The following is a 25,141-nucleotide window of genomic DNA, read 5'->3' as shown; positions in this document are numbered from 1 at the left end:
ACCCGCGACGATGAAGATATTCGGGCCGCTGTACGACCGCGCGCTGTACTGGGCCAGCCACAAGCGCGCGCCCACCTACCTGACCGTGCTGAGCTTCATCGAGGCCATCATTTTCCCGGTGATGCCGGAAGTGATGCTGATGCCGATGTGCGTGGCGCAGCCGCGCAAGGGCTGGCGCTTCGCCACCCTGAGCCTGGCCGGCTCGATGGTCGGGGCGATGGTCGGCTATGCGCTGGGCCACTATGCGTTCGAGGCGATCAAGCCGCTGTTCGCCGCGCTGGGCATGCTGCCGGCCATCGAGTCGGGCATCGCCACGCTGCAGGCGAAGATGGTCGAATCGCCGTGGGCGGTGTTCACCTTCCTGGTGCTGGGCGGCTTCATGCCGATCCCGATGAAGGTGTTCACCTGGGCGTCCGGTATCGTGGGGGTGCCGCTGCCACAGTACGTGTTGAGCATGCTGGTCGGGCGCGGCAAGCGCGTATACGTGCTGGCGGCGGTGATCCGCTTCGGCGGCGCGCGCGCGGCCGATGCGCTGCGGCGCTGGATCGAACCGCTGGGCTGGATCGCGACCGCGCTGGTCGCCGGCCTGGTGGGCTGGCTGGTATGGAGGGCGAAATTCGCATGAATGCAGAGGTAAGGATCAAGGGCGCTTCCAGGGCGGTCGCCGGCATGGCGGTACTGCTGCTGGTGGCGATGGCGGCAGGCTGCGGTACCGCCACGGTGGTCAAGCCTTCCGGCAGCAGCGCGTCCCGGGCCGCGGCCACGCCGCGCACATCCGTGCCCAAGCCGGGCCAGACCGCGGTGGTGCGCCGGGGCGACACGCTGTACGCGCTGGCGCGCATCCACAACATCACCCCGGGCGACCTGGCGGCGTGGAATGGCCTGTCCAATCCCAACGCGATCTACCCGGGGCAGACGCTGCGGTTGTATCCGGGCGGCGCCACCGCCACGCGCCCGGCGGCCGGCAGCGGCAGCGCGACTGCCACGCGGCCATCGGCGCCGCCGCCCGCGGCGACGCCGGCGCCGGCCAACAGCGGCATCGGCTGGCGCTGGCCGGCCGACGGCGCGCTGGTCGGCCGCTTCGTCGCCGGCGAGACCACCAAGCAGGGCATCGACATCGCCGGCAGCAGCGGCCAGCCGGTACGCGCGGCCGGCCCGGGCGTGGTGGTCTATTCCGGTGCCGGTCTGGTCGGCTACGGCGAGCTGATCATCATCAAGCACAACGAGCAGTGGCTGTCGGCCTACGGCCACAACCGCAAGCGCCTGGTCAACGAGGGGCAGAACGTCAAGGCCGGCGACCAGATCGCGGAAATGGGCCGCACCGGCACCTCGCGCGACATGCTGCACTTCGAGATCCGCTACAACGGCAAGCCGGTGGATCCGCTGCAGTACCTGCCGCAGAAGTAGCCGGCCGAATGCGGGTTGCCGCAGGCGGCTCCATGATGGCACGCGGAGGAACGGGGGGCGTTGGCCGGCGGCATAAGCACACGTGTTCCGCCCTGCTTCCGTTGCATGTCGTGCTGGCGGCGTTCGACCCGCGCCGTCAGCGGTGGCAGGATGCGTGGCCGCCGCCGCGCTGAGTACTGCGGGCGCTGATGGCCGGGGCAGGCCCGCTCCTGTCCGGGCTGTTGCAGCGCAGGGCGCGGCATCCGCCTGAAACGCCGCCTGCGGCCGGTGTCAGGGGGGATTCCGCGGCCAGCGGCCCCGGGCCGCGCCGCGGTCAAGGATATTTGCGTCGGTCGGGTGCCGGGTGATGGAGGAGCGCATGGGCAAATCGCGTTACTGGTTCGCCGCCAAGGAGCATGGATGGGGCTGGGGCTGGCCGCTGGCGTGGCAGGGATGGCTCGCCTATGCCAGTGCGGCCGCGCTGCTGGTGGCCGGTTTCGTGATCTTTCCGCCGGCCGCTGCTCCGGCCCGCTTCGTCGCCTGCAATGCGGGTGTGGTCGTGGCGCTGCTGTTCGTCTGCTGGCTCAAGGGCGAGCCATTGCGCTGAACGCCGGCCTGTAGAGGCGGGGCTTGCCCCGCATGAGAAAACAGGAAGGTGCGTACGCCAGCAGTCCCAGGCCGCGTGACGCCAGGCGTCACTCCAGGATGAAGGCCGCGACCACGCGGCGGTTTTCGCCGGCCAGCACGTTGAAGGTACGCGCGGCCGAGGCGTTGTTCATCACTTCGATGCCGATGCCGCGGGTCAGGCAGGCGGCCATGACCTCCACCGGCGGAAACACCTGGCGCTCGCCCGTGCCGAGGATGAACACGGCCGGGTTCTGTTCCAGCGCGGGCGCCAGGTCGGCCACGCTCAGCCGGCCGACCGCGCTTACCGACCAGTCTTCGATCAAGCGGTCGGGGGACAGGATGAAGCTGCGTGCCAGCGTCTGGTCGTTGACCCGGGCCTGGCGGCCGTCGGCCGAGCGCAGGGCATAGATGTAGTCGGGCAGTTCGCGGCTCAGTTGCATCTTGGCTTCTCGGCGGGTCAGCCGCGGGGCAGCACGATCTGGCGCTTTTCCCGGGCCGGGCGGTACAGGACGGCGACATGGCCGATGCGCTGGACCAGCGCGCCGCCGCTGGCCTGGACCAGCTCGGCGACCATCGCCTCGCGCGCCTCGCGGTCCTCGGCGGCGATCTTCACCTTGATCAGTTCATGGCGTTCCAGCACCTCGTCCAGTTCCGCCAGGAAGGCGGGGGTGACCCCCTTGCCGCCGATCTGCAGCAGTGCTTTCAGATCGTGGGCCATGCCGCGCAGGAATCGGTTCTGGGCCGGGGTGAGAACGATGGACATGCAGTGATTACGGGTTATCAAGGGGGTTCAGGGTATCATGACCACCCCTACAGGCCGCATTCCGATGTCCCGCAGCAAGAGCAGTCAACGCTGGTTGAAGGAGCATTTCTCCGACCCCTTCGTGAAGAAGGCGCAGGCCGAGGGCATGCGCTCGCGCGCCGCCTACAAGCTGGAGGAGCTGCTCCAGCGCGACCGGCTGCTGAAGCCGAACATGGTGGTGGTCGACCTCGGCGCGGCGCCAGGCGGCTGGTCGCAGCAGGTGCGGAGACAGCTGGGCGACAGCGGCCGCGTACTGGCGCTGGACATCCTGGAGATGCCGCCGCTGGCCGGCGTGGAGTTCCTTCATGGTGACTTCAGGGAAGAAACCGTCCTATCCCAGTTCGAGGCCATGCTTGGCGGCCAGCCGGTAGACCTTGTCCTGTCGGATATGGCCCCCAATAAGAGTGGCATGGATGCGGTGGACCAGCCGCGGATGATGCACCTGGCGGAGCTGGCGATGGATTTCGCCGATCACCATCTCAAGCCGGGTGGGGCGTTCCTGATCAAGCTGTTCCAGGGCGTCGGCTTTGACGACTACGTGCGGGAAATGCGCCGCCGTTACGACAAGGTCGTGATCCGCAAGCCGGAAGCCTCGCGCAAGCGCTCGCCCGAGGTCTATGCGCTCGGGCAGGGCAAGCGCACGCAGATCAAGTAAGCTCGACACCATACGAATCGCGTCAGAAATTAGAGGAACACCGGAGCCGATGAGGATGAACGACCTGACCAAGAACCTCCTGCTATGGGTGGTTGTCGCCGTCGTGCTGATGGTGGTGTTCCAGAGCTTCGCCCCGCGCGGCGGCACGCCCGTGGCCAGCGATGCCAGCAACTACACCCAGTTCCTGCAGGAAGTGGACGCGGGCCGGATCAAGTCGGTGGAGTTCACCGACGACACCACCCTGACCACCAATGCCATCCGCTTCAAGCGCAGCGACGGCAGCGAGGGCTCGCTGTACGCGCCGCGCGACGAGAAGCTGATCGACCAGCTCTACACCAAGAAGGTCGACATCGTGCGCATGAAGCCGGCCAGCGGCCCGAGCTTCTGGTCGATCCTGCTGCAGTTCCTGCCGGTGCTGCTGCTGATCGGCTTCTGGATCTTCATGATGCGGCAGATGCAGGGCGGTGGCGGCGGCGCCAAGGGCGCGATGTCCTTCGGCAAGTCGCGCGCCAAGCTGCAGGGCGAGGACCAGATCAAGGTGACCTTCGCCGACGTGGCCGGTTGCGACGAGGCCAAGGAAGAGGTCGGCGAACTGGTCGACTTCCTGCGTGACCCGTCCAAGTTCACCAAGCTCGGCGGCAAGATCCCGCGCGGCGTGCTGATGGTCGGCCCGCCCGGCACCGGCAAGACCCTGCTGGCGCGCGCCATCGCCGGCGAGGCCAAGGTGCCGTTCTTCAGCATTTCCGGCTCGGACTTCGTCGAGATGTTCGTCGGCGTCGGCGCCAGCCGCGTGCGTGACATGTTCGAGCAGGCCAAGAAGCACGCCCCGTGCATCATCTTCATCGACGAGATCGACGCGGTCGGCCGCCATCGTGGCTCCGGCATGGGCGGTGGCCATGACGAGCGCGAGCAGACCCTGAACCAGATGCTGGTCGAGATGGACGGCTTCGAGGGCGGCGAGGGCGTGATCGTGATCGCCGCCACCAACCGCCCGGACGTGCTCGACAAGGCGCTGCTGCGCCCGGGCCGCTTCGACCGCCAGGTCATGGTCGGCCTGCCCGACATCAAGGGCCGCGAGCAGATCCTGCGCGTGCACCTGCGCAAGGTGCCGGCCGCCGACGACGTCAAGCCGGAAGTGCTGGCGCGCGGCACCCCGGGCTTCTCCGGCGCCGACCTGGCCAACCTGGTCAACGAGGGCGCCCTGTTCGCCGCGCGCCGCGGCAAGCAGGAAGTGAGCATGCAGGACTTCGAGGACGCCAAGGACAAGATCTACATGGGTCCGGAGCGCCGCAGCATGGTCATGCGCGAGGACGAGCGCCGCAATACCGCCTACCACGAGTCGGGCCACGCGGTGGTCGCCATGTCGCTGCCCAAGGCCGACCCGGTGCACAAGGTCACCATCATGCCGCGCGGCTGGGCGCTGGGCGTGACCTGGCAGCTGCCCGAGCACGACCACATCAGCAAGTACAAGGACCGCATGCTGGAAGAGCTGGCGATCCTGTTCGGCGGCCGCATCGCCGAGGAGATCTTCGTCGGCGAGATGTCCACCGGCGCCTCCAACGACTTCGAGCGCGCCACCAAGCTGGCCCGTGGCATGGTCACCAAGTACGGCATGTCCGACGTGCTCGGCACCATGGTCTATGCCGACGAGGAAGCCGGCTACGGCATGCACAGCAAGACCATTTCCGAGGCCACCCAGCAGAAGGTGGACGCGGAAATCCGCCGCATCCTCGACGAGCAGTACAACGTGGCGCGCCGCATCCTGGAAGAGAAGCGCGACATCGTCGAAGCGATGACCGCGGCGCTGCTGGACTGGGAAACCATCGACGCCGAGCAGGTCAAGGCGATCATGGAAGGCCGCAAGCCTTCGCCGCCGGCCGGCTGGGTGGACAAGGGCAAGAGCGACCCGTCCGACGGCGACAAGGGCGGCGACGAGCGCCCGGTGGCGCCGATCACCGACCCGGCCGGCCAGCACTGAGCCACCGCCGTTGCCATGCACGCACGACGGGCCGGGTTTTCCCGGCCCGTTGCTTTTATGCCCGGCCTGGCGCGGGTGTACCGCGGCCCTCCCGCCCTGGGGGCGCATCGGCCGCTGCCACGGCCGGTCGGATGACGACCGGGGTATTTTCCTCCCATCCTCCGCTACCCTTCGCAGCATGAACGAACCTTCTCCCAAGACGTCTACCCACATCCCGGAAATGGTGATCGCCACCGTGGCCGGCGTCGCCTTCGGGGTGAAGACCGGCCATTACCTGGCGGGCATCTTCATCGGCATCGTGCTGGGCGTGGCGCTCAGTGTGCTCGGCAGCGTGGTCCGGGCCAGGAGCCGGCGCTGATGTTCGATATCGCACCTGTGCTGGATTGTGCCGGGCGGCCGCTGTGGCTGGACCGCCCGCGGGTGATGGGCATCGTCAACGTCACCCCGGATTCGTTCTCCGACGGCGGCCGGCATTTCAGTGCCGAGGCGGCCGTCGCCCACGCGCTGGCGCTGGTCGAGCAGGGCGCGGATGTCCTCGACATCGGCGGCGAATCCACCCGGCCCGGCGCCGAACAGGTGTCGGCGCAGCAGGAGATCGAGCGCGTGGTGCCGGTGATCGAGGCACTGGTGGCGCGCACGCCGGTGCCGGTCAGCGTCGATACCTTCAAGCCCGACGTGATGCGCGCGGCGCTGGCGGCCGGCGCCGGCATGGTCAACGACGTGCAGGCGCTGCGCCAGCCGGGCGCGCTGGAAACGGTGGCCGACGCGGGCGCGGCGGTGGTGCTGATGCATGCGGTGGGCGGCCCGTACGATGCCGGGGTGGCATGGGCCAGCGACGATGTCGCCGGCGACGTGCAGCGTTTCCTGGCCGAGCGGCTGTTCGCCGCGGAGATGGCCGGCATCGCCCGCAACCGGCTGGTGGTCGATCCCGGGTACGGCTTCAACAAGGACACCACGCAGAATTTCGCGCTGCTGGCCGCGCAGGAAAAACTGCTGGCGCTGGGCGTGCCGTTGCTGGCCGGGCTGTCGCGCAAGCGCTGCATCGGCGACGTCACCGGCCGCGCCGTCGCCGCCGAACGCGTGGCCGGCTCGGTCGCCGCGCACCTGCTGGCGGTGCAGCGCGGTGCGCGCCTCGTGCGCGTGCACGATGTCGCGGCCACGGTCGACGCGCTCAAGGTACTGGCCGCGCTCGATGCGGTACCGGCCGGGCGCAGCGAGCGTGCGCCGCCGCCGCGCTGGCCGGACGAGGACTGATGGCGGTCGACACGCGGCCGCTGGCGATCGCGCTGATGGGCCCCACCGCGTCGGGCAAGACCGCCGCGGCGATCGAACTGGCCCGGCGCCACGGTGGCGAGATCGTCAGCGTCGATTCGGCGCTGGTGTACCGCGGCCTGGAGATCGGCGCGGCCAAGCCCGACCAGGCCGAGCGTGCCGGCATTCCCCATCACCTGCTGGACCTGCGCGACCCCTGGCAGGGCTACTCGGCGGCCGAGTTCGCCGCCGATGCCGCCGCCGCGGTACGCGACATCGTCGCGCGCGGCCGGCTGCCGATCCTGGCCGGCGGCACCGGGCTGTACTTCCGGGCGCTGCTGCAGGGGTTGTCGCCGATGCCCGAAGCCGACCCGGCGCTGCGCGCGCAGATCGCCGCCGACGCCGACGCCCTGGGCTGGCCGGCGCTGCATGCGCAGCTGGCCCGGGTCGATCCGGCCGCGGCCCGGCGCATCCACGCGACCGACCCGCAGCGCATCCAGCGTGCGCTGGAGGTGTACCGGCTCACCGGCAAGCCGATCAGCCACTGGCAGGCACAGCCCGGTGTGGCCCGGCTGCCGGCGCGCGTGCTCAAACTGGTGCTGGCACCGGCCGAGCGTGCGCTGCTGCACGCCCGCATCGAGCGCCGCTTCGACCTGATGCTCGCGGCGGGTTTCCTCGACGAGGTGCGGCGCCTGCGCGCGTTGCCGCAGATGGCCGGGGTGGCGGCGCCGCTCGACCTGCCGGCGATCCGCGCGGTGGGTTACCGCCAGGCCTGGCAGTTCCTGGACGGGCAGGACACGGCCGCCGGCTTCCGCGACAAGGCGATCTTCGCCACCCGCCAGCTGGCCAAGCGCCAGCTGACCTGGCTGCGCGGCGAACTGGATGCGCGCTGGTTCGATCCGGCCACCGACGACGGCCGCCTGCAGGACGCGGTTTCCCTGTTTTTGGGGCGATGAAGCGCGCCGGGCGGTGTAACATCCCGGTTCCGGGCAGGCAGGGGAAGCCGCATGGCCCGGGTCGATAAGAACAATAATGAGGAGTTGAAGATGTCCAAGGGGCAATCCTTGCAGGACCCGTTCCTGAACGCACTGCGCCGCGAGCGCGTGCCGGTTTCGGTCTACCTGGTCAATGGCATCAAGCTGCAGGGCACGATCGAGTCGTTCGACCAGTTCGTGGTGCTGCTGCGCAATACGGTCAGCCAGATGGTCTACAAGCACGCCATTTCCACCGTGGTGCCGGCGCGCAACGTGCGCGTTGGGCCGGGCGGCGGCTACGTGCAATCGGCCGACAGCAGTCAGGCAGGCGATGACGACAACGAATAAGCAGGACGTGGCGCGTGTTTGACCGCTCCAAACGAGGCGAACACGCGCTGTTGATCCAGCCGCACGCAGGGCGGCTGGAAGAGGATGTGCTGGAAGAGTTCACCGACCTGGCCCGCTCGGCCGGTGCCAGCATCGCGGCCACCGTGACCGCGCGCATCGACCGCCCCAACCCCTCCACCCTGATCGGCAGCGGCAAGCTGGACGAGGTCAAGGCCATGGCCGACGCCACCGGTGCCGACCTGGTGCTGGTCAACCATGCCCTGACCCCGGTGCAGGAACGCAACCTGGAGCGGTTCCTGGAGCGGCGCGTGATCGACCGCACCGGGCTGATCCTGGACATTTTCGCCCAGCGCGCGCACAGCCATGAAGGCAAGCTGCAGGTGGAACTGGCGCAGCTGCGCCACCTGGCCACCCGCCTGGTGCGCGGCTGGACCCACCTGGAGCGCCAGCGCGGCGGTTCCATCGGCCTGCGCGGCCCCGGCGAAACCCAGCTGGAAACCGACCGCCGCCTGCTGCAGAAGCGGGTGGAGCAGCTGCAGAAGCGCCTGGAAAAAGTCGAGGTGCAGCGCACCCAGATGCGCCGCGCACGCGTGCGCAGCGAAATGCCGCGCGTGGCCCTGGTGGGCTACACCAATGCCGGCAAGTCGACCCTGTTCAATGCGCTGACCGGTGCCGGCGCCTACGCCGCCGACCAGCTGTTCGCCACGCTCGACCCGACCGTGCGCCGCATCGCGCTGCCCGGCGGCAACGCGATGCTGGCCGACACCGTGGGGTTCGTCCGCGACCTGCCGCACGAACTCGTGGCGGCGTTCCGCTCGACCCTGAGTGAAGCACGCGAGGCCGATTTCCTGCTGCATCTGGTGGACGCCGCCGATCCGCTGCGCGAGGAACGCATCGCCCAGGTGGACGAAGTGCTGGAGGCGGTGGGCGCGGGTGAGCTGCCGCAACTGCTGGTGTTCAACAAGATCGACCGCATCGAGGGCGCCGAGGTGCGTCACGACGCGCAGGACGGCGTGCCGGACGAGGCGCGCCGCGAGCGGGTGTGGATCTCCGCGCGCGACGGTCGCGGCCTGGACCTGTTGCAGTCGGTGCTGGGCAAGCGCCTGGGCCTGCAGCACGTCACCGGCCGCGTGCGCCTGCCGCCGGGCGCTGGCCGGCTGCGCTCGCGGCTGCACCAGCTCGAGGTCATCCGCAGCGAGCAGGCCGACGAGGAGGGCTGGCTGATCGACGTGGACATTCCCATCGCCGAGGCCGAGAAGCTGGCCGCAGGCGCCGACGGCGCGGTGATCCGCGCGCTGCTGCCGGAGCGCGAACCGGAGTGGTGAGTCGTTCACGATGGACTTGCATGGGAAACGAAACAGGAGCGACGTGAGTCGCTCCTGTTTCGTCATTGTGCTGGCGGTTTCCGCTGGCGGCGCTTCGTCCGTCTTGGGAGATGCAACTTCAATTGCGCCAGTGCCTGCCCCGGTCGCACCGGGCTTTCGGCTTTCCGCGCGGGATCGAACCGCGCCACGCCCGGCGACGGCAGCACGATCACGGTGGGGCCATGGATGAAGCGCACCGCGCCTCACTGACGCCAGGGCGCCAGCGGGGTGAGCGCGTCGCTACGCGTCGCGATGTGGCCGCGCCGGAACAGGTCATTACGTCAGCCGTGCCAGTGCCTGCCCCAGCCGTACCGGGCTTTCGGCTTTCAACGCGGGATCGAACCGCGCCACGCCCGGCGGCAGCAGCACGATCACGGTGGAGCCGTAGTTGAAGCGGGCCATCTCCGCGAACCGTTCCAGCGTGATCCCCTTGCCGCGCCAGTCCTTGCGGGTGATGCGGTCGCCGTAGGCGGGGATTTCCTCGCCGCTCCAGACCGTTTCCACGCCGCTGACCAGCAGCGCGCCGACCATCACCTGCACCATCGGGCCGAAGTCGGTGTCGAAGTGGCACACCAGCCGCTCGTTGCGGGCGAACAGGCGTGGCACGTGGGCCACCGCGGCCGGGCCGACGCTGAACAGGCGCCCGGGCACGTGCACGGTTTCGCGCAGGGTGCCGGTCCAGGGCATGTGCACGCGGTGGTAGTCGCGCGGCGACAGGTACACGGTGGCGAACAGGCCGTTGGCGAAGGGTTCGGCAGCGCTGGCGTCGCCGAGCAGTTCGGCGGCGGTGAACGACTGGCCCTTGGCCTGGAAGATGCGACCGTCCTCGATCGCGCCGAGCTGGCTGATGCGCCCGTCGGCCGGCATCAGCAGCGCACGCGGGTCGGCATCGGCCACGCGCGCGCCGGGGGCCAGCGCGCGGGTGAAGAAGGCATTGAAGCTGGAATAGCTGCGCGGGTCCGGGTCGGCCGCCTCGGCCAGGTTGACGTTGAACTTCCGGGTCACCGTGTCGATCAGCCAGCGCGACACGCGGGGGTTGCGCGAATAGGCCAGCGAGCGCGCCATCGACGACAGCAGGCGATGGGGCAGGGCATGGGTGAGCGTGGTCAACAGACTCATGGTGCGGTGGTTCCGGTGAGCTTGGTCAGGTCGCTGGCGATCAGCTTCGGGTCGAACGGCGGGCGCATCAGCCCGGCCAGCCGGCCCTCGGGATCGAGCACCGCGATGCTGGCCGAGTGGTCCATGCTGTAGTCGTTCGGGTTGGTCTTGTAGTTCTTTCCCGGGGCCTTCTGGAACACCAGGCCCAGCGGCGTGGCGAAGCGCTCCAGCGACGGCACGTCGGCGGTGGCGGCCAGGGTGTCCTTGTGGAAGGCATGGGCGTATTCGCCCAGCCGTGCCGGGGTGTCGCGCTCGGGATCGACCGACACGAACACCACGCGCGGGCGCAGGCTTTCGGGAATGCGCTCCCACTGCTTCTGCGCCAGGGCCAGTTCGGACAGGGTGGTCGGGCACACGTCCGGGCAGGAGGTGAAGCCCAGGAACACCAGGGTCCAGTGCCCGCGCAGCTCACCGGGAATCAGGCGGGTACCGTCGGACTGGCTGAGGCTGAAATCGGGCAGCGGCCGTGGCGTGGGGTAGAAAATGATCGAGCCGGCCTGGTGGCCGCCGTTGCCGGCCGGGCCGAATACCTTCTGCGCCAGCAACAGGCCCAGCCCTGCCGCCAGCGCGATGGCCAGGACGATGCCGGTATTGCGGTTGAACATGGACCGTTTCTCCGTAGGGGTGGTGGCGGCCCCGCCAGGGCGGGGCGCGGGTCTGCGGGGGCGGTGGCCGTGCGCGCTGGCGGCTGCTTGCCGGGGCGTTGCGGCCCGATGCCGGGACATCGCCGCAGTTTCGGCTGCAACCGGGCGCTCAATATACCGGGTGCACGCCTATAATCGCAGACCACTCTTGCCCCCCGTATTGCCATGACAGCCCAGGCGGCCGCCGAACTCCACACGATCATCGACCTGATCCGCTACGGCGCCAGCCGTTTCAATGCCGCGGGCCTGACCTTCGGGCACAGCTACGACAATGCGCTGGACGAGGCCACCAGCCTGGTGCTGCATACCCTGCACCTGCCGCCGGACCTGGGCCCGGCCTATGGCCAGGCGCGGCTGCTGGCCGAGGAGAAGCAGCAGGTGCTGGCGCTGTTCGAGCGCCGCATCGCCGAGCGCGTGCCCGCCGCCTACCTGACCGGCGAGGCGTGGTTCGCCGGGCTGAGCTTCAAGAGCGACGCGCGCGCGCTGGTGCCGCGCTCGCCGATCGCCGAGCTGATCCTCAATGGTTTCGAACCGTGGCTGGCCGGGCGCGAGGTCACCCGCGCGCTGGACCTGTGCACCGGTTCGGGCTGCATCGCCATCGCCATGGGCCACTATTACCCGAACTGGCAGGTGGACGGCAGCGACATCAACGACGCCGCGCTGTCGCTGGCGGCCGAGAACAAGGAGCGCCTGCTCGCGCACAACGTCGAACTGGTCAAAAGTGACCTGTTCGCCGGCCTGCAGGGCCGGGTCTACGACCTGATCGTCACCAACCCGCCGTACGTCACCAACGACGAGACCGATGCGCTGCCGCGCGAGTACGCGCACGAGCCGGAACTGGCGCTGCGCGCCGGCGACGACGGCCTGGACCTGGTGCTGAAGATCCTGCGCGATGCCCCGGACCACCTGAGCGAGGACGGCCTGCTGATCTGCGAGGTGGGCGATTCGGAGCAGCACCTGGTCAAGCTGCTGCCGGAAGTGTTCATGTCCTGGATCGAGTTCAAGGTCGGGCAGATGGGCATCTTCGCGGTCGAGGCCGCCGAGCTGCGCGCGCACCACGCGCGCATCGCCGAGCTGGCGGCGCAGCGATGAGCTCCAACGCCTTCGGCAAGCTGCTGACGGTCACCACCTTCGGCGAGTCGCACGGGCCGGCGATCGGCTGCGTGATCGATGGTTGCCCGCCGGGGCTGGAGATCGCGCCGGAGGAGTTCACCCACGACCTGCAGCGCCGCGCCACCGGCAGGAGCCGGCACACCTCGGCGCGGCGCGAGGCCGACGAGGTGGAGATCCTGTCCGGGGTGTACGAAGGCCGCACCACCGGCACCCCGATCGCGCTGCTGATCCGCAACACCGACCAGCGCAGCAAGGACTACAGCAATATCGCCGCGCAGTTCCGCCCGGGCCATGCCGACTACAGCTACTGGCAGAAGTACGGCATCCGCGACCCGCGCGGCGGCGGCCGCTCCTCGGCGCGCGAGACCACCATGCGCGTGGCCGCCGGGGTGATCGCCAAGAAATGGCTGCTGCAGCGCCACGGGGTGACCGTGCGCGGCTGGCTGTCGCAGCTGGGCGGGATCACGCCGACGGGCTTCGACTGGAACGCGGTGGAGGACAACCCGTTCTTCTGGCCGGATGCGGCCCAGGTGCCGGCGCTGGAGGCGTACATGGACGCGCTGCGCAAGTCCGGCGATTCGGTCGGAGCGCGGGTCAACGTGGTCGCCGACGGCGTGCCGCCGGGCTGGGGCGAGCCGATCTACGGCAAGCTCGACGGCGAGATCGCCGCGGCATTGATGAGCATCAACGCGGTCAAGGGCGTGGAGATCGGCGACGGTTTTGCCAGCGCCGCGCAGAAGGGCACCGAACACCGCGACCTGATCACACCGGACGGCTTCCAGTCCAACCATGCCGGCGGCATCCTCGGCGGCATCGCCACCGGCCAGCAGATCGTCGCCTCGATGGTGCTCAAGCCGACTTCCAGCCTGCGCCTGCCGGGCGCCACGGTGGACGTGCACGGCAATGCGGTCGACGTGGTCACCACCGGCCGCCACGACCCCTGCGTCGGCATCCGCGCCACCCCCATCGCCGAGGCGATGCTGGCGCTGGTGCTGATGGACCAGGCGCTGCGCCACCGCGCGCAGTGCGGCGACGTCGGCGTGGTGCAACCGCGCATCCCCGGCCGCCTCGATGGCTGAGCGGCGGCCCCGCGTCTGGGTGGCGCAGCCGCTGTTCGACGACACCGTCGCGCAGCTGGCCGCGTACTGCGACGTGGACGCCACGACGGCCATCACCGCCCATGACAGTGCGGCGCTGGCCGCGCGCCTGGCCGGGGTCGATGGCGCCCTGGTCACGCTCAACGAGCGCATCGGCGCGGCCGAGATCGCCGCTGCCCGGTCGCTGAAGGTCATCGCCAACGTCGGCGTCGGCTACAACAACCTGGACATCGCGGCGTTGGGCGCGGCCGGCATCATCGCCACCAACACCCCCGACGTGCTCACCGAGACCACCGCCGATCTCGGTTTCGCACTGCTGATGGCCGCGGCGCGGCGCATCGTCGAGTCCGACCGCTGGCTGCGCGATGGCCACTGGGGGCAGTGGTCGTTCACCACCATGCTCGGCGCCGACCTGCACGGCAGCACCCTGGGCATCGTCGGCATGGGCCGCATCGGCCAGGCCATCGCCCGCCGTGGCCACCACGGCTTCGGCATGACGGTGCTGTACCACAACCGCTCGCGCCTGCCCGCGGACGTGGAGCAGGCGGCCGGCGCGCGCTACGCCGGCTTCGAGGAACTGCTGGGCCGCGTCGACCACCTGCTGCTGGCGCTGCCCTACAGCGCGCAGAACCACCACCTCATCGACGCCGCCGCGCTGGCGAGGATGAAGCCCACCGCCACCCTGGTGAACATCGCCCGCGGCGGCCTGGTCGACGAGCTCGCGCTGGCCGACGCGCTGGCCCATGGCCGCCTGGCCGCGGCCGCGCTGGACGTGTACGAGAACGAGCCCGACGTGCGTCCGGAACTGCGGGCGCTGCGCAACATCGTGCTGACCCCGCATATCGGCAGCGCCTCGCTGGCCACGCGCCGGGCGATGGTGCAGCGGGCGGTGGACAACCTGCTCGCCGGCCTTGGCCTGGGCGCGAACGCCGGGCGCCCGGCCAACGTGGTCAATGCCGGGCTGCTGGCCGGCGGCGCCGGCGTGGGCGATGCCGGCGGCAGGATCGACATCAACAAACGATAGGGAGCCTCCGCGGCTGTCGCCGGAGGTTCCCCGAACCTGGCTCGACGTGTGTTCCCCCTCCCCATTTTTCGAGTACACCCCCATGAGCAATGAAGCCCGTCGTTTCCATGTAGCCGTCGTCGGCGCCACCGGCGCGGTCGGCCAGACCATGTTGGCCATCCTCGCCGAGCGCGGTTTCCCGGTGGGCACGCTGAGCCTGCTCGCCTCCGAGCGCTCGGCCGGCCAGCAGGTCGAGTTCAACGGTGGAAAGGTCACCATCCAGGACCTGGCCACGTTCGATCCGACCGGCGTCGAGATCGCCCTGTTCTCCGCCGGTGGCGGCATTTCCAGGGAATACGCGCCGAAGTTCGCCGCCGCCGGCGCGGTCGTCATCGACAACTCGTCCTGCTTCCGCTACGACGACGACGTGCCGCTGGTGGTGTCCGAGGTCAACCCGGAAGCGGCGAAGAACCGCCCGCGCGGCATCATCGCCAACCCCAACTGCTCGACCATGCAGCTGATGCCGGTGCTGGCGCCGATCCACCGCGAATACGGCATCGAGCGCATCAACGTGGCCACCTACCAGTCCGTGTCCGGCGCCGGCCAGACCGGCATGGAGGAGCTGGGCAAGCAGACCGCGCAGCTGCTCGGGTTCCAGGAGATCGAGCCGGCCAAGTTCCCGGTGCAGATCGCCTTCAACCTGATCCCGCATATCGACGAGTTCCTGGACAACGGCTTCACCAAGGAAGAGATGAAGCTGGTGTGGGAGACCCGCAAGATCCTCGGCGACGACAGCATCCAGGTGAACCCCACGGCGGTGCGGGTGCCGGTGTTCTATGGACACTCCGAGGCGGTGAACATCGAAACCCGCAGGAAGATCAGCGTCGAGCAGGCGCGTGAACTGCTGGCCGCCGCGCCCGGGGTGAAGGTGGTCGACGAGCGCCGGGCCGGTGGTTACCCGACCCCGGTCACCCATGCCTCGGGCACCGACCCGGTCTACGTGGGTCGTATCCGCGAGGATCTTTCGCACCCGCGTGGGCTGAACATGTGGGTGGTGGCCGACAACATCCGCAAGGGCGCCGCGCTCAACGCGGTGCAGCTGGCCGAGCTGGTCGCCAACGGCGGCTGAGAGGCCAGGCCGGCACAACGCCGGGTCCGCTGTACCGCAACCCTCGGATCGCATCTGGAACACAGCCCCCTGCGTCAGGGGGCGCGCCGAAGGCGGGGGGTGTGGCAAGCGGGAGACGGGGCCCGCGGTTTGCGTAGCAGACCGTGGGGCGACAGCGCGCAGCGCTGGCGTGTCCGTGGCAAACGAGAGACGGGCCACGCGGTTTGCGCAGCAGACCGTGGGCCGCCAGCGCGCCGCGCCGGGGTGTCGTCCCTGCGGTATTCGGAACCCGGCTGTGCCGGTATATTTGCCGGCATGAAACCAAGGGGCAGGGGCGCGACGCGCTCGATACAAGGCATGCTGGTGCTCGCGCTGGGGCTGTACAGCAGCGCCGCGCTTGCCCTCGGCCTGGGCAACATCCGCGTCCTGTCCAGGCCGGGGCAGCCGCTGGTGGCCGAGATTCCGGTGATCTCCAGCGACCCGGGCGAGCTGGAGCGCGCCACGGTGGGGCTGGCGTCGGCGGCGACCTTCGAGCGCGTCGGCCTGTCGCGCCCGGAGGGGCTGGTCGGCGAACTGCAGTTCCAGTTCGCCCAGGATGCGCAGGGGCGGGCGGTGGTCCGGGTGACCAGCGCGACGCCGGTACAGGTGCCGGCGCTGAGCTTCCTGATCGAGGTCGACTGGGGGCAGGGGCGGCTGGTGCGCGAATACTCCGCGCTGGTCGCCGCGCCGGAGGCCGCCACCGCGGTCGCCGAGCCGGTGATCGAGGCGCCGGCGGCGGCCCCGTCCAACCTGATCGTGCGCGAGCCGGCACCTTTGCCGGCATCGGCGCCCACGCCAACCGCAACGCCGAAGCCCGCGCCGGCCACGGCCACGGCCACGGCCGCGGTCGCCCCGGCCGCTGCGCCGCGTCCGGCGCCCGTGGCGCAGGCGACGGCGCCGGACGGCTCCCTGGCGCCGGTACGCAGCGGCCAGACGCTGTCGGGCATCGCCGGCCAGCTGGCCCGTGACAACGGCGTTTCCCTGGACCAGGCGATGGTCGCGCTGCTGCGCGCCAACCCCGAGGCGTTCATCCGCGGCAACGTCAACCTGCTCCGCCAGGGGGCCGTGCTGCGCGTGCCGGAAAGCGGCGAGCTGCAACGCATCGACAGCGCCGCCGCGCGCGTGTTGGTGCGCGAGCATGTCGCGCAGTGGCGCCAGGCGCGTGCGCCGATTCCGCAGCCGGCGCTGGCCGGTGCGGCGGCCAGCGTGGCCAGGCCGGCGACGGCGCCGGCGGCGGCAAACGATGCGCGGCTGGAAATCGCGCCGGCGGTGGCCGGCGCGCAACAGGCGGCAGGAACGACGACCGGGCTCGAGGCCGGTGGCGAGGGCGACATGGCGGCGAACGAACAACTGCGGCAGGCCAGGGAAGACCTCGCCACGCGCGATGCGGAATTGCAGGAACTGCGCGAGCGCGTGGCCGAGCTGGAGAAGCTGCAGGCACAGCAGCAGTCGCTGATCGCGATGAAGGACAGCAACCTGGCCGCGGCGCAGCAGCGCCTGGCCGAGGTCGGGAAGAAGGAGCCGGCAGGTACGGCGCCATGGGCGTGGTTGGGGGTGCTGCTGCTGGTGGTGGCCGCGGCGGGCTGGTGGCTGTCGCGCCGGCGCCGGCCTTCACCGCTGCCGCCGGCGCCGGCCGCCGGCCATGTTGCCGCTATGGAGTTGTCCGCGCTGGCCGCGGCAATGCCCGCGGTGGAGGCGCAGGCCGTGGCCCGGGACGTGCCTGCCGTGCAGGAACATGCGCCCGCCGCCCGCCAATCCGAAGTCGAGCTCGAGGCCGAGGCCGAAGCCGAAGCCGTGCCGTTCTGGTCGAGGCCATCCGCTGGCACCCCCGCATCGCGTCCGCCGCGACAGGAACCGGTGCTGTCGCCCGACGCGGCACCGGTGCCGGGCGCTGAGGGCGCACCGGCGGAACCCGCCGCACAGGACACCGACACCTGGCCGGCCGCCGACATGGCCAGCCTGGCGCCGCTCAATCCGGCCCCGGCCGGGCGCGAACGGCTCGAACTGGCGATCGCCTATCTGGACCTGGGCGATGCGGAAACCGCGCGCACGCTGCTGAACGAGGTGGCGGCGGGCGAGGACGTGCAGGCGCGCGCCGAAGCAATGGAACTACTGGGACGGCTGCGATGAGCGGACAACAGGCGGCTGTGAAGCATGAGCGGCGCATCGACTACGTGGAGTTCGCCTCGCGCGATCCCGCGGCGAGCCGGCGCTTTTTCGAAGCGGTGTTCGGCTGGAGTTTCGAGGATTACGGCCCGGACTACACCGCGTTCGACGACGGCGGCCTGCAGGGCGGCTTTTTCCGCGGCGAACCGGTGACCAGCGCCGCCGGTGCGCCCCTGGTGGTGTTGCACGCCACCCAGTTGTCGCCGTTGCAGGCGGCGGTACTGGCGCATGGCGGGCGGGTGAGCAGGTCCGAATTCACCTTTCCCGGTGGCCGCCGTTTCCAGTTCATCGAGCCCGGCGGCAACGAGCTGGCGGTGTGGTCCCAGCGCGACGCGGATTGAACAGGCGTCCGCCGGGGATTCCCGCCCCGGCCGCGGCTGGCGACAGGAGAAGTTTGACGATGCGCTATGCGCTGGGCGTGGAATACGACGGCAGCGATTTCAAGGGCTGGCAGCAGCTGGGTGAGAGCGGCTGCGCCAGCGTGCAGGCCACCTTGCAGGCGGCCCTGTCCTCGGTGGCCGATGCCCCGGTGGGCGTGGTCTGCGCCGGGCGTACCGACGCCGGCGTGCACGGCGAATGCCAGGTGGTGCATTTCGACAGCGACGTCGCGCGCACGCCGCGCGGCTGGGTGCTGGGCACGACCACGCGGTTGCCGCCGTCGGTGTGCGTGCGCTGGTGCGTGCCGGTGGCCGACGATTTCCATGCGCGTTTCTCCGCGCGTGCGCGGCGCTACCGCTATCGCCTGCTCAACCGCCAGGTGCGGCCGGCGCTGTACCGGCAGACGCTGAGCTGGGAGCGGCGCCCGCTGGACGCCGGTGCGATGCACCGCGCGGCGCAGGCATTGCTGGGCGAGAACGACTTCAGTTCGTTCCGCAGCGTGCAGTGCCAGGCGCTGCATGCCCGCCGCGAACTGCAGGCGATCTCGGTCGTGCGCCAGGGCGAGGTGGTCGAGGTGCAGGTGCAGGCCAACGCCTTCCTGCACCACATGGTGCGCAACATCGTCGGCTCGCTGCTGCTGGTTGGTGCCGGCGAGCAGCCCGAATCGTGGATCGGCGAGCTGTTGGCGCTGCGCGACCGCACGCAGGCCGGGCCGACCGCGCCGCCGCAGGGGCTGGTGTTCGTGGGCCCGCTGTATCCTGACCAGTGGCAATTGCCGGCCGAGGTGACGCTATGACCCGCACGCAGTTCCGCACCCGCATCAAGTTCTGTGGCATGACCCGCGCCGGCGACATCCGCCTGGCCAGCGAGTTGGGCGTAGACGCCATCGGCTTCGTGTTCGCCCGTGGCAGCACGCGCCGGGTGGCGCCGGTCGAAGCCCGCGCCATGCGCCAGGCGATCTCGCCAATGGTCGACGTGGTGGCGCTGTTCCGCGACAACAGCCGCGAGGAAGTGCGCGAGGTGATGCGCACGGTGCGGCCCAGCCTGCTGCAGTTCCACGGCGACGAGGACGACACCTTCTGCCGCGCCTTCAACATGCCGTACCTGAAGGCGGTGGCGATGGGCGGCGCCCAGGCCGTCACCGCGCGCGGGCTGCAGCAGTCCCACCCGCATGCGGTCGGTTTCCTGCTGGACAGCCACGCGCCGGGTGGCAGCGGCGGCAGCGGCGTGGCGTTCGACTGGTCGCAGGTGCCAGCCGGCCTGCACCGGCCGTTCCTGCTGGCCGGCGGCATCCGCCCGGACAATGTGTTCGATGCGATCACCACGGTGCAGCCGTGGGGGGTGGATGTCTCCAGCGGCATCGAGTCGGCGCCGGGCATCAAGGATGGCGAGCGCATGCGCCGCTTCGTCGAGGAAGTGCGCCGCGCGGACCTGCACGACGCGCCCGCGTAAACGCGGGCCTGCCGCGGCGCCTACGCGGTGCCCGCCTACGCGGCCAGTTGCCGCCGCAGCCAGTCCGCCAGCGCGTCGACCCGCGGGTGCCGGTCGCCGCCGGCGGTGCACAGCGCCCACTGTCCCTCGGTGTCGACGAACCCCCACGGTGCGACCAGGCGGCCATTGACCAGGTCGTCGGCCACCAGTGGCTCCGGGGCGATGGCGATGCCGAGTCCGGCGACCGCCGCTTCGAGCAGGTAGTACAGGTGTTCGAAGCCAGTGCCCTGGCGCAGCGCCGCAGGGTCCAGGTCGTTGAGCGTGGCCCAGGTGGGCCAGGCCTGGGGCCGCGAACGGGTGTGCAGCAGCGCGTGCTCGAGCAGCGCCTCCGGCGGCTGGTGCACGAGCCGCTGCGCGCCATGCATGGACGGGCTGAACACCGGGCCGATGCGCTCGCTGCCCAGGCCATGCACGCTCCACCCGGCCGGCCACGGCGCCTGGCCGAGCAGCAGGGCGGCATCCAGTCCGGCCAGCCGTGGCGCAAAATCGCCGTCTTGCGCGGCCAGGTGCAGGGTCAGGCCCGGCAGGTCGCGCTGCAGCTGCTGCAGGCGCGGGATCATCCAGCGCGCTAGCACGCTGCCCGGGCAGCCGAGCACGAAGGCGTCGTTGCGTTTGCCCCGGCGCAGCGCGGCCACGCAGTCGCGCAGCTGCGAGAACGCCCCGGAAGTGGCTTCCTGCAGGCGCCTGCCGGCGGCGGTGGGGCGGATGCCGCGGCCGTCGCGTTCGATCAGCGCCACTCCCAGTTCTTCCTCCAGGGCCCGCACCTGGCGGCTGACCGCGCCATGGGTCACGTGCAGTTCGTCGGCGGCAAGGCTGACGCTGCGCAGCCGGGCGGCGGCCTCGAAGGCGCGCAGGGCGTTGAGCGAGGGCAGGGCGTGATCGTCTTTCATGGCGCACCCTTGACCGCCATGGATGGCGGGAATGCCGGTTTTGCAGGAGCGAAAGCCGGCCCCGCGCCACCCTGCGGGCGGCTTCGCCGTGAATAACGGCTGTCCTGCCGTTCTTTCATGGCGCACACCTGACCGCCATGGATGGCGGGAATGCCGGTTTTGCAGGAGCAAAAGCCGGCCGCGTGCCACCCTGCGGGCGGCTTCGCCGTGAGCAATGGCTGTCCTGCCGTTCTTTCATGGCGCACACCTGACCGCCATGGATGGCGGGAATGCCGGTTTTGCAGGAGCAAAAGCCGGCCCCGCGCCACCCTGCGGGCGGCTTCGCCGTGAATAACGGCTGTCCTGCCGTTCTTTCATGGCGCACCCCAGACCGCCATGGGTGGCGGGAATGCCGGTTTTGCAGGAGCAAAAGCCGGCCCCGCGCCACCCTGCGGGCGGTGTTGCCAAGAAGAACAGCTGCCCGGTTGTTTTTTCATGTGAGTTTTTCTAACACATTACAGCGCATATATCGATTTTCACGGACGCGCGCGTGCGCTACGGTGCAGGCCTGTCCCGCCCCGCGTGATGCCATGACCGCTGCACCCATCCCCGATTTCCATGCCTTCCCCGACGCCCACGGGCATTTCGGACGCTACGGCGGCAGTTTCGTCGCCGAGACCCTGGTCGGGCCGCTGCAGGAGCTGGCTGCCGCCTACGACCAGGCGCGGGTCGATCCGGCGTTCATCGCCGCCTATGACAAGGACCTGAAGCACTACGTCGGCCGGCCCAGCCCGATCTACCACGCCGAGCGCCTGAGCCGTGATGTCGGCGGCGCGCAGATCCTGCTCAAGCGCGAAGACCTCAACCATACCGGCGCGCACAAGGTGAACAACACCATCGGCCAGGCGCTGCTGGCCGCGCGCATGGGCAAGACCCGCATCATCGCCGAGACCGGTGCCGGCCAGCATGGCGTGGCCAGTGCCACCGTGGCTGCGCGCCTGGGCCTGGAGTGCGTGGTCTACATGGGCGCCACCGACATCGAGCGGCAGAAGATCAACGTCTACCGGATGAAGCTGCTGGGCGCCACGGTGGTGCCGGTGAGCAGCGGCTCGGCCACGCTCAAGGACGCGCTCAACGAGGCGATGCGCGACTGGGTGACCAACGTGCGCGACACCTTCTACATCATCGGCACCGTCGCCGGCCCGGACCCGTATCCACGCATGGTGCGCGACTTCAACGCCATCGTCGGCCGCGAGGCGCGCGCGCAGATGCTGGAAGACTACGGCCGCCTGCCCGATGCGATCACCGCCTGCGTCGGCGGCGGCTCCAACGCGATCGGCCTGTTCCATGCCTTCCTCAACGACCGCGGGGTGAAGATCTACGGCGCCGAAGCGGCCGGCGACGGCATCGCCAGCGGGCGCCACGCGGCTTCCATCTCGGCCGGTCGCCCCGGCGTGCTGCATGGCAACCGCACCTACGTGCTGTGCGACGACGACGGCCAGATCACCGAGACCCATTCCATCTCCGCCGGCCTGGATTACCCGGGCGTCGGCCCCGAGCATGCGTTCCTGGCCGACAGCGGCCGCGCGCAGTACGTGGGCATCACCGACGACGAGGCGCTGGCGGCATTCCACCGCCTGACCCGCACCGAGGGCATCCTGCCGGCGCTGGAATCCAGCCACGCGGTGGCGCAGGCGATCAAGCTGGCGCGCGACCTGCCGAAGGACGCGCTGGTGCTGTGCAACCTGTCCGGCCGCGGCGACAAGGACGTGCATACCATCGCCGCGCGCGAAGGGCTGTCGCTGTGAGTGCCTGCCCACGCGCCCGCTGCGCCCAGCGCGGATCCGCCACCTACTGCCCGGAATGCCCGCGCATCGCCTGTGCGCCGCGCCTGATCCGATCCGCCACCGACGGCAGGCAGGCGCCGCGCGCGCCGGTCATGCGCGGCGTCGCGCTGGCCTGCCTCGCGCTGGCGCTGGCGGCGTGCACGCCGGCGCCGCCCGCGGCCACGCCGGCACCGGAAGCGAGGGATGCAGCGGCGCAGCTGGCCGCCGTGGGCGACCTGCGGATCGGCGCCGCGTTCGGCAAGGCGCCGGGCGACGCGGCCTTCGTAGCGGCCGGCATGCGCGAGGCGATGGAGGGCGACTGCGAGTACTACGACCGCGGCTCGCTGCCCGAAGGCATGTCGATGATGGTGATCGCCGACCACATCGTGCGTTTCGACGTGGATGGCGAAGGCGACCCGGGAGTGCGCGTGGACACGCGGCCGGCGGATGCGCCCGTCGTGCCGTTCGGGCTGTGGGTGGGCATGGACGTGGCCGAGGCGAAGAAGCGCCTGCCGGCAGGCGTCGTGGTCAGCCCGCACGCCTACGTATCGCCCAACGGCGACTACCTGACCTGGACCGACGCGCAGGCCAACCTGGCGCTGCGCCTGGAAACCCTCGACGGCGTGGTGACCTCGATCTACTGGGGCCGGCCGGATGCGGTGGAACTGATTGAAGGATGTGCCTGAGATGACCGTGAACCGTATCGATGCGTGCTTTGCCCGCCTGCGCGCCTCCGGGCGCAAGGCGCTGATCCCGTTCATCACCGCCGGTGATCCCTCGCTGGAAGCCACCGTGCCGGTGATGCACGCGCTGGTCGCCGCCGGCGCCGACGTGATCGAGCTGGGCGTGCCGTTTTCCGACCCGATGGCCGACGGCCCGACGATCCAGCGCAGTTCCGAGCGCGCGCTGGCGCGCGGTGCCGGCCGCCGTTACGTGCTCGACAGCGTGGCCCGGTTCCGCATGCAGGACGCGCTCACTCCGGTGGTGCTGATGGGCTATCTCAACCCGGTGGAAATCCGCGGTGCCGCCCGGTTCGCCAGCGAGGCGGTGGAAGCCGGCGTCGACGGCGTGCTGCTGGTCGACCTGCCGCCGGAAGAAGCCGCCGAGATCCGCGCCGCGTTCAGCGCCGCCGGGCTGGCGCTGATCCTGCTGGCCTCGCCGACCAGCAGCCAGGCGCGGCTCGATGGCCTGTGCGACGCCGCGCAGGGCTACCTGTACTACGTCAGTTTCGCCGGCGTCACCGGCGCTTCGGAGCGGCTGGACAGTGCCGCCGCCGGCGAACGCCTGCGGCTGCTGCGCAGCCGCTCGAAGGTGCCGGTGGTGGCGGGGTTCGGGATCAAGGACGCGGCCAGTGCGGTGGCGATGGCGGTCGATGCCGATGGCGTGGTGGTGGGCAGCGCGCTGGTCGCGGCGATGGCCACGGCCGACGCCGTGGAAGCGGCGGTGCACGCCGCCGGCGCTTTCCTGGCGCCGCTGCGGCAGGCGCTGGACGCCTGAGCGACGCACCCGCCACGCGCGGGTGACGGGCATGGATAATGCGGACCGGCCCGGGTCCGCAGGATGGCGCTTGAACGGTTCAATGATGCAGGCCGGTGGCCGCAACCCCGGCATCGACGCCTTGCGTGGTGTCTCGATCGTGATGGTGGTGCTGCACCACCTGGCGCTGCGCATCCCGCTGCGCGATACCGCACTGGGCGACGTGCTGCCGCGGCGGCTGCTCGACGCGCTGGGCTACAACGGCTACGAGGCGGTCTTCGTGTTCTTCGTCGTGTCCGGCTTCCTGATTGCGTCGCATTCGTTGCGGCGCTGGGGCGCGCTGTCGTCCATCGACCTGCACGCCTTCTACGTGCGCCGTGCCGCGCGCGTCCTGCCGTGCCTGTTGCTGCTGCTGGCGGTGTTGAGCGTGCTGCACCTGGCCGGCGTGCCGTCCTACGTGATCGACGGCGAAGGCCAGTCGCTGGGCGGCGCGCTGTTCTCGGCCCTGGGCCTGCACCTGAACTGGTACGAGGGCCGCACCGGCTGGTTGCCCGGTGGCTGGGACGTGCTGTGGTCGCTGTCGATCGAGGAAGTGTTCTACCTGGGGTTCCCGCTGCTGTGCCTGCTGCTGCGCCGGCGCACGCCGCTGCTTGTGCTGCTGGCGCTGGCGGCGCTGTCGCTGCCGTTCACCCGCGCCGCCCTGGCGGGCAACGCGATATGGCAGGAGAAGGCCTATCTGCCGGGAATGGCGGCCATCGCCACCGGCGTGCTGGCCGCGTTGCTCATCGAGCGCTGGCCGCCACCGCCGCGGACCGCGCGGCTGCTGCGCGTGGCGGGCGTGCTGGGCCTGTTGGCGGTGCCGCTGTATGGGCGCGAGCTGTGGGCGTCGCTCGGCAACGGCTACATGCTGGTGCTGACCGGGTCGGCGGCGATGCTCATTGCCGGCCTGCACGGCGGCGGTGCGGGCGCGCCGATGCGCGGACTGGGCTGGCTGCGTGCCTGCGGCCGGCTCAGCTACGAAATCTACCTGACCCACATGTTCGTGGTGTTCGGTCTGGTGGCGCTGTACCGCCACGGTGGCAGCGATATCCGTTCCGGGTTCTGGTGGTACCTGCCGTTGCTGGGCCTGTGCTGGGCGCTCGGGGCGCTGCTGGCGCGGTTTTATTCGGACCCGTGCGACCGCGCCGTGCGGCGGCGCTGGCTGGGGGCGCACGACGCACCGGGCAGTGGCCTGCCGGGCGCGGTGCCAGCGCCCTAGGGCGGCGCCCGCCCCTAAGGCCGCGCGGACCTGTCCGCGGCGGACGCTGGCGCGTCCCGCGGCTGGCCGGCGGGACGACCCGTGGGGGAGGCCGATCGGACAGGGCGGGGTGCCATCGCGTTTCCGGGCG

General features: G+C 70.5%; 27 protein-coding genes. 22 read left to right on the top strand and 5 right to left on the bottom strand.

Annotated features, from left to right (window positions below; translation table 11 throughout):
• Nucleotides 1-10: 10 nt before the first annotated feature.
• The 3 genes from MKP15_RS00620 (at nt 11) to MKP15_RS00610 (ending at nt 1,993) form a co-directional block, all read left to right on the top strand.
• Nucleotides 11-625 (top strand): YqaA family protein, encoded by a 615-nt coding sequence (locus tag MKP15_RS00620; protein ID WP_104938541.1) that lies wholly within the window; start codon nt 11-13, stop codon nt 623-625.
• Entirely contained in the window at nt 622-1,407 is a 786-nt protein-coding gene (locus MKP15_RS00615; RefSeq protein ID WP_240211459.1) for a peptidoglycan DD-metalloendopeptidase family protein, read from the top strand. The genes MKP15_RS00620 and MKP15_RS00615 overlap by 4 nt, the downstream gene beginning before the upstream one ends.
• Nucleotides 1,408-1,765: 358 nt before the next feature.
• The gene (locus MKP15_RS00610) at nt 1,766-1,993 is read left to right on the top strand and encodes a hypothetical protein (protein ID WP_104938543.1); all 228 of its coding nucleotides are present in this window, start codon (nt 1,766-1,768) and stop codon (nt 1,991-1,993) included.
• An 88-nt stretch (nt 1,994-2,081) separates the two neighbouring features.
• Here the strand turns inward: MKP15_RS00610 and MKP15_RS00605 are convergent, their stop codons facing one another.
• Nucleotides 2,082-2,453, bottom strand: a complete 372-nt coding sequence (locus tag MKP15_RS00605; protein WP_240211458.1) for an Mth938-like domain-containing protein — start codon at nt 2,451-2,453, stop codon at nt 2,082-2,084.
• Between the two features lie 17 nt (nt 2,454-2,470).
• Nucleotides 2,471-2,776, bottom strand: coding sequence for a ribosome assembly RNA-binding protein YhbY (gene yhbY, locus MKP15_RS00600; protein ID WP_056932407.1), 306 nt, complete (start codon nt 2,774-2,776; stop codon nt 2,471-2,473).
• Between the two features lie 58 nt (nt 2,777-2,834).
• Here yhbY and rlmE point away from each other — a divergent pair, with 58 nt between their 5' ends.
• From rlmE to hflX, 7 genes are all read left to right on the top strand, one after another.
• Complete coding sequence (rlmE, locus tag MKP15_RS00595) at nt 2,835-3,470, top strand: 23S rRNA (uridine(2552)-2'-O)-methyltransferase RlmE (protein ID WP_152985088.1); 636 nt, start codon at nt 2,835-2,837, stop codon at nt 3,468-3,470.
• Nucleotides 3,471-3,525: 55 nt separating this feature from the next.
• Entirely contained in the window at nt 3,526-5,448 is a 1,923-nt protein-coding gene (ftsH, locus tag MKP15_RS00590) for an ATP-dependent zinc metalloprotease FtsH (protein ID WP_104938545.1), read from the top strand.
• Nucleotides 5,449-5,626: 178 nt separating this feature from the next.
• Nucleotides 5,627-5,806 carry a hypothetical protein gene (locus MKP15_RS00585; RefSeq protein ID WP_240211457.1) on the top strand — a complete coding sequence of 60 codons (180 nt, stop codon included), beginning with the start codon at nt 5,627-5,629 and terminating at the stop codon, nt 5,804-5,806.
• Nucleotides 5,806-6,702 carry a dihydropteroate synthase gene (gene folP / locus MKP15_RS00580; protein WP_240211456.1) on the top strand — a complete coding sequence of 299 codons (897 nt, stop codon included), beginning with the start codon at nt 5,806-5,808 and terminating at the stop codon, nt 6,700-6,702. Before MKP15_RS00585 ends, folP begins: the two co-directional genes overlap by 1 nt.
• Nucleotides 6,702-7,655, top strand: coding sequence for a tRNA (adenosine(37)-N6)-dimethylallyltransferase MiaA (gene miaA, locus MKP15_RS00575; protein ID WP_240211455.1), 954 nt, complete (start codon nt 6,702-6,704; stop codon nt 7,653-7,655). Before folP ends, miaA begins: the two co-directional genes overlap by 1 nt.
• Before the next feature lie 90 nt (nt 7,656-7,745).
• Nucleotides 7,746-8,021 (top strand): RNA chaperone Hfq, encoded by a 276-nt coding sequence (gene hfq / locus MKP15_RS00570; protein WP_104940170.1) that lies wholly within the window; start codon nt 7,746-7,748, stop codon nt 8,019-8,021.
• 14 nt (nt 8,022-8,035) lie between these two features.
• Nucleotides 8,036-9,346: a ribosome rescue GTPase HflX gene (gene hflX / locus MKP15_RS00565; protein ID WP_104938548.1), complete on the top strand. Its 1,311-nt coding sequence runs from the start codon at nt 8,036-8,038 to the stop codon at nt 9,344-9,346.
• 315 nt (nt 9,347-9,661) lie between these two features.
• On the opposite strand, the gene asd is transcribed toward hflX, so the two are convergent.
• Both asd and MKP15_RS00555 read right to left on the bottom strand, forming a co-directional pair.
• Entirely contained in the window at nt 9,662-10,504 is an 843-nt protein-coding gene (gene asd, locus MKP15_RS00560; protein ID WP_240211454.1) for an archaetidylserine decarboxylase, read from the bottom strand.
• The gene (locus tag MKP15_RS00555; RefSeq protein WP_054664799.1) at nt 10,501-11,148 is read right to left on the bottom strand and encodes an SCO family protein; all 648 of its coding nucleotides are present in this window, start codon (nt 11,146-11,148) and stop codon (nt 10,501-10,503) included. The genes asd and MKP15_RS00555 overlap by 4 nt, the downstream gene beginning before the upstream one ends.
• A 204-nt stretch (nt 11,149-11,352) precedes the next feature.
• On the opposite strand from MKP15_RS00555, the gene prmB reads away from it, so the two are divergent.
• The 8 genes from prmB (at nt 11,353) to MKP15_RS00515 (ending at nt 19,543) form a co-directional block, all read left to right on the top strand.
• Entirely contained in the window at nt 11,353-12,279 is a 927-nt protein-coding gene (gene prmB / locus MKP15_RS00550) for a 50S ribosomal protein L3 N(5)-glutamine methyltransferase (RefSeq protein WP_104938550.1), read from the top strand.
• A complete protein-coding gene (gene aroC, locus MKP15_RS00545) occupies nt 12,276-13,379 on the top strand; it encodes a chorismate synthase (protein ID WP_240211453.1) in 1,104 nt (367 codons plus the stop codon). Before prmB ends, aroC begins: the two co-directional genes overlap by 4 nt.
• Entirely contained in the window at nt 13,372-14,421 is a 1,050-nt protein-coding gene (locus MKP15_RS00540) for a D-glycerate dehydrogenase (RefSeq protein WP_240211452.1), read from the top strand. Before aroC ends, MKP15_RS00540 begins: the two co-directional genes overlap by 8 nt.
• Nucleotides 14,422-14,503: 82 nt before the next feature.
• Nucleotides 14,504-15,529 (top strand): aspartate-semialdehyde dehydrogenase, encoded by a 1,026-nt coding sequence (locus MKP15_RS00535; RefSeq protein ID WP_104938553.1) that lies wholly within the window; start codon nt 14,504-14,506, stop codon nt 15,527-15,529.
• Between the two features lie 336 nt (nt 15,530-15,865).
• Complete coding sequence (locus MKP15_RS00530; RefSeq protein WP_240211451.1) at nt 15,866-17,677, top strand: FimV/HubP family polar landmark protein; 1,812 nt, start codon at nt 15,866-15,868, stop codon at nt 17,675-17,677.
• Nucleotides 17,674-18,054: a VOC family protein gene (locus tag MKP15_RS00525; protein ID WP_240211450.1), complete on the top strand. Its 381-nt coding sequence runs from the start codon at nt 17,674-17,676 to the stop codon at nt 18,052-18,054. The genes MKP15_RS00530 and MKP15_RS00525 overlap by 4 nt, the downstream gene beginning before the upstream one ends.
• A 59-nt stretch (nt 18,055-18,113) precedes the next feature.
• Entirely contained in the window at nt 18,114-18,887 is a 774-nt protein-coding gene (truA, locus tag MKP15_RS00520) for a tRNA pseudouridine(38-40) synthase TruA (RefSeq protein WP_104938555.1), read from the top strand.
• Nucleotides 18,884-19,543 carry a phosphoribosylanthranilate isomerase gene (locus tag MKP15_RS00515; RefSeq protein WP_240211449.1) on the top strand — a complete coding sequence of 220 codons (660 nt, stop codon included), beginning with the start codon at nt 18,884-18,886 and terminating at the stop codon, nt 19,541-19,543. The genes truA and MKP15_RS00515 overlap by 4 nt, the downstream gene beginning before the upstream one ends.
• Nucleotides 19,544-19,578: 35 nt before the next feature.
• Here MKP15_RS00515 and MKP15_RS00510 read toward each other — a convergent pair whose 3' ends face one another.
• Complete coding sequence (locus MKP15_RS00510; protein WP_104938556.1) at nt 19,579-20,472, bottom strand: LysR family transcriptional regulator; 894 nt, start codon at nt 20,470-20,472, stop codon at nt 19,579-19,581.
• A gap of 569 nt (nt 20,473-21,041) precedes the next feature.
• Here MKP15_RS00510 and trpB point away from each other — a divergent pair.
• From trpB to MKP15_RS00490, 4 genes are all read left to right on the top strand, one after another.
• Nucleotides 21,042-22,259, top strand: a complete 1,218-nt coding sequence (gene trpB / locus MKP15_RS00505) for a tryptophan synthase subunit beta (RefSeq protein WP_104938557.1) — start codon at nt 21,042-21,044, stop codon at nt 22,257-22,259.
• 131 nt (nt 22,260-22,390) lie between these two features.
• Nucleotides 22,391-22,963 carry a hypothetical protein gene (locus tag MKP15_RS00500; RefSeq protein WP_240211448.1) on the top strand — a complete coding sequence of 191 codons (573 nt, stop codon included), beginning with the start codon at nt 22,391-22,393 and terminating at the stop codon, nt 22,961-22,963.
• Between the two features lie 7 nt (nt 22,964-22,970).
• Complete coding sequence (gene trpA, locus MKP15_RS00495) at nt 22,971-23,774, top strand: tryptophan synthase subunit alpha (RefSeq protein WP_240211703.1); 804 nt, start codon at nt 22,971-22,973, stop codon at nt 23,772-23,774.
• 70 nt (nt 23,775-23,844) lie between these two features.
• Nucleotides 23,845-25,011: an acyltransferase gene (locus MKP15_RS00490; RefSeq protein WP_240211447.1), complete on the top strand. Its 1,167-nt coding sequence runs from the start codon at nt 23,845-23,847 to the stop codon at nt 25,009-25,011.
• The last annotated feature ends 130 nt before the right edge of the window (nt 25,012-25,141 follow it).

It is taken from the genome of Stenotrophomonas sp. Y6, assembly GCF_022436665.1.
Taxonomy (GTDB): Bacteria; Pseudomonadota; Gammaproteobacteria; order Xanthomonadales; family Xanthomonadaceae; genus Stenotrophomonas; species Stenotrophomonas acidaminiphila_A.
Note: the sequence above shows the minus strand (reverse complement) of the source record. Positions and strands in the feature narration are given on the sequence as shown.